The following is a 3,670-nucleotide window of genomic DNA, read 5'->3' on the forward strand; positions in this document are numbered from 1 at the left end:
GCAATCGAATCTCATTATATAAGAAAAACAGCAGAAGAGGCAGGTGTGCCCTATTTGGGTCTGGAGGTGGATTATTCCTCCGGTGACGCAGGCTAGATCAGCACAAGACTGTCTGCATTTGTAGAACTGCTGCAGAAATAAGAAACTTGGAATAGAGGGATATTTATGGAAAATATCGTTTTTTGCAAAGGCGGCGGCTGTACGGCCAAATTAGGGGCAGGTGTGCTGAGCAGGGTGCTGGGGATGCTTCCCAGAGGACCTGTGGATGAAAATTTGCTGATCGGCTATGACAGCAAGGATGATGCTGCGGTATATAAAGTGGCTGAGAATGTGGCTATCGTACAGACGCTGGATTTTTTTCCTCCGATGGTGGAGGATCCTTATCTCTTTGGACAGATCGCGGCAACCAATGCCCTGAGCGATGTATTTGCCATGGGCGGAGAAGTGAAAACAGCGCTGAATATCGTTTGTTTCCCTGAAGATATGGATCTGAATGTATTGGGCAGGATCCTGCAGGGCGGCGCGGAAAAAGTGATCGAAGCAGGCGGCACATTGGCAGGCGGCCATTCCATTGCCGATGATGGCGTGAAATATGGTCTGTCTGTCACAGGTGTTGTCCATCCCGATAAAATTTATGCCAACAATACAGTGCAGACAGAGGATGTTCTGGTTCTGACAAAGAAACTGGGCGTTGGCATCATCTGTACAGCAAACCGCATTGGTGAAGCTTCTGCAGAAAGTATGGCAGAAGCAGTACAGTCCATGACGATGCTGAACAAAACGGCGGCGGAGATTTCCAGAAAATATCGTGTTCATGCCTGCACGGATGTAACAGGGTTTGGTTTTCTGGGTCATCTCCATGAAATGCTGGATGGGGAGTTTTCCTGTCAGGTCATGGCGGAGCAGATACCTGTGATGCAGAATGTACTGGCCTATGCTGACGAATTTTATCTGACAGCGGCGGCACAGAAAAATCGCAATCATGTGGAATCCTATGTGCAGTTTGAAAATATTTCCTTTGCCATGGAGGAAGTTCTGTTTGACCCCCAGACTTCCGGCGGTCTGCTTCTGGCAGTTGACCCTGCCGATGCGGAAAGTATGTGGAAGGAAATGCAGGAGGCAGGCCTTCCTGCGGCGATCGTAGGCAAAATTACAGAAAAAAATGATTTTGAAATATATGTGAAATGATGGTGAAGTCATGATCAAAAAAGAAAGGAAGCTGATCATCACCTTTCATACAACGACAGAGGCGATGGCTATGGAAAAAGCCTGTAAGGAAGCAGGGGCAGACGGAAGGATCATTCCTGTGCCCCGTGCGATTTCCGCAGGCTGTGGCCTTGCCTGGGCAGCGAAGCTGGAAAGTGAAGCGGCCCTGCGGGCACTGATGGAACGGAACGGCATCAGCCCGCAGGCAGTGCAGGAATGCCTTGTGTGAGGTGATTTAGATGATTTATTTAGATAATGCAGCAACAACAATGCGAAAACCTGATGTGGTGATTCAGGCGGTGACAGAGGCCCTCAGCACCATGGGCAATGCAGGCAGAGGCAGTCATAATGCATCTTTGGATGCCTCCCGTATCATTTATGATACGAGGGAAAGACTGGCACAGTTTTTTCATGCAGAAAATCCCATGCAGGTGGTTTTTACCATGAATTCCACAGAAAGCCTGAATATTGCCATTAAGGGGATTCTGGAAAAAGGTGACCACGCCATTACAACGGCGTTGGAGCATAATTCCGTGCTTCGTCCCCTGTATGAGATGGAGGAAAAAGGCGTGGAACTGACGATCATTCCTGCAGACCGGCAGGGGTGTATCGATTATGCAGATTTTGAGAAAAACATCAAGAAGAATACAAAGGCCATCGTTTGTACCCATGGCTCCAACCTGACAGGGAATGTGGTGGATATCAGAAAAGTCGGTGAAATTGCGAAAAGACATGGAATCCTTTTTGTGGTGGATGCCTCCCAGACTGCGGGCGTGTTTCCCATCAATGTGCAGGAAATGCATATCGATATCCTTTGTTTTACAGGGCATAAAGGTCTTCTTGGTCCTCAGGGAACAGGTGGTATGATTGTAAAAGAAGGTCTGCAGGTGAAACCATTACTGTCTGGCGGCAGTGGTGTACAGACATATAGCAAAACCCATCCTGCCCAGATGCCTACGGCTTTGGAAGCAGGTACATTGAATGCCCATGGTCTTGCAGGTTTAAGGGCGGCAGTAGGTTATCTGCAGGAAACAGGTCTGGATGCCATCCGTAAAAAGGAACAGGCATTGATGACTCGTTTTTATGACGGGGTAAAAGAAATCGAAGGAATCACGGTATATGGCGATTTTTCCACGAAGGAACGCTGTGCCATCGTAACTCTGAATATTTGTGATTATGATTCTTCGGAAGTCAGTGATGCCCTTGCCATGCAGTATGGCATTTCCACAAGACCCGGTGCCCATTGCGCTCCTCTGATGCATGAAGCACTGGGGACGGTAGAGCAAGGGGCGGTTCGTTTCAGTTTTGCCCATTTCAATACGGAAGAAGAAGTTGATGCAGCAATTCAGGCTGTCCGAGAACTGGCTGCGCCTGAAGATATGGAGGAATGATTTATGGAAAAGAAAATCGTAGACGCAAGAGGTCTGGCATGCCCTCTGCCTGTGGTAAATGCGAAAAAAGCAGCGGAAGAACTGCATATAGGTGATGTTCTGACCGTTTTGGTAGATAATGAAATTGCAGTACAGAACCTGCAGAAATTTGCAAAACAGAAAGGTTTTTCTGCAACAGGCGAGAAAAAAGCAGAAAAAGAATTTGAAGTGACTATTAACGTGGTTTCTGATGCGGCTGTTCAGACTGTGGCTGAAGAAGCGGAAGAAGAAATCGTTTGTGCGGTAGATACAAGAAAAAACGGCATGGTCATCGTTCTGTCTGCAAATGTGATGGGTACAGGTGATGAAAAACTGGGTACAAACCTGATGAAAGCCTTTGTTTTTGCTGTGACAAAACAGGATCAGCTGCCCGAAACCATCGTATGCTATAACACAGGGGCGTACCTGACCTGCGAGGGAGCGGATACACTGGAAGACCTGAAAGCACTGGAAGCAGAAGGTGTAAATATCCTGACCTGCGGCACCTGTCTGGATTTCTATGGCATCAAGGATAAACTGGCTGTGGGTACCGTGACAAATATGTATGAAATCGTAGAAGTGATGGAAAAGGCGAAAAATATCGTCAGACCATAAACGAGAGGGTTCATTATGGAAAATCTTGTGATCATCAGAGGCGGAGGAGATATCGCCACCGGAACGATCTATAAATTATATCAGTGCGGCTTCAGAGTTCTGGTGCTGGAAACAGAAACACCATCTGCCATCCGCAGAAATGTGGCTTTTTCCGAAGCGGTGTATAACGGCACACAGACTGTGGAAAACCTGACCTGTCATCTTGTAAAAACTGTGGAAGAAGCAGTTTTTACGCTGGAGGAAGGTAAACTTGCAATGCTCATTGACCCCAAAGGAGAAAGCATTGACAGACTGAAACCCATGGCTGTGGTAGATGGTATCCTTGCCAAGAAAAACCTTGGCACAAACAGAAATATGGCGCCAATCACCGTTGCCCTTGGCCCCGGTTTTGCGGCAGGGGAAGATGTGGATGCTGTCATTGAAACCATGCGCGGCCATTC

General features: G+C 47.6%; 4 protein-coding genes and 1 pseudogene. All 5 read left to right on the forward strand.

Annotated features, from left to right (window positions below; genetic code table 11):
* Nucleotides 1-165: 165 nt before the first annotated feature.
* Nucleotides 166-1,188 carry a selenide, water dikinase SelD gene (selD, locus tag ACJMLT_RS09135; RefSeq protein ID WP_405729795.1) on the forward strand — a complete coding sequence of 341 codons (1,023 nt, stop codon included), beginning with the start codon at nt 166-168 and terminating at the stop codon, nt 1,186-1,188.
* A 10-nt stretch (nt 1,189-1,198) separates the two neighbouring features.
* Nucleotides 1,199-1,435, forward strand: a complete 237-nt coding sequence (locus tag ACJMLT_RS09140) for a DUF3343 domain-containing protein (RefSeq protein WP_405729798.1) — start codon at nt 1,199-1,201, stop codon at nt 1,433-1,435.
* Nucleotides 1,436-1,445: 10 nt separating this feature from the next.
* Nucleotides 1,446-2,597, forward strand: coding sequence for an aminotransferase class V-fold PLP-dependent enzyme (locus tag ACJMLT_RS09145; RefSeq protein ID WP_405729801.1), 1,152 nt, complete (start codon nt 1,446-1,448; stop codon nt 2,595-2,597).
* Between the two features lie 3 nt (nt 2,598-2,600).
* Entirely contained in the window at nt 2,601-3,230 is a 630-nt protein-coding gene (gene yedF / locus ACJMLT_RS09150; RefSeq protein ID WP_405729804.1) for a sulfurtransferase-like selenium metabolism protein YedF, read from the forward strand.
* 15 nt (nt 3,231-3,245) lie between these two features.
* Nucleotides 3,246-3,670: pseudogene (locus ACJMLT_RS09155) on the forward strand (molybdenum hydroxylase); the annotation flags it as partial.

The sequence above is a fragment of the Anaerotignum sp. genome, assembly GCF_045122575.1.
In the GTDB taxonomy this organism is placed as follows: Bacteria; Bacillota; Clostridia; order Lachnospirales; family Anaerotignaceae; genus Anaerotignum_A.

Excerpts from the sequence above, each read along its gene's own strand:
- selD (WP_405729795.1), top strand. The coding sequence starts at position 166 with ATGGAAAATATCGTTTTTTGCAAAGGCGGCGGCTGTACGGCCAAATTA.
- yedF (WP_405729804.1), top strand. The coding sequence starts at position 2,601 with ATGGAAAAGAAAATCGTAGACGCAAGAGGTCTGGCATGCCCTCTGCCT.
- ACJMLT_RS09140 (WP_405729798.1), top strand. The coding sequence starts at position 1,199 with ATGATCAAAAAAGAAAGGAAGCTGATCATCACCTTTCATACAACGACA.
- ACJMLT_RS09145 (WP_405729801.1), top strand. The coding sequence starts at position 1,446 with ATGATTTATTTAGATAATGCAGCAACAACAATGCGAAAACCTGATGTG.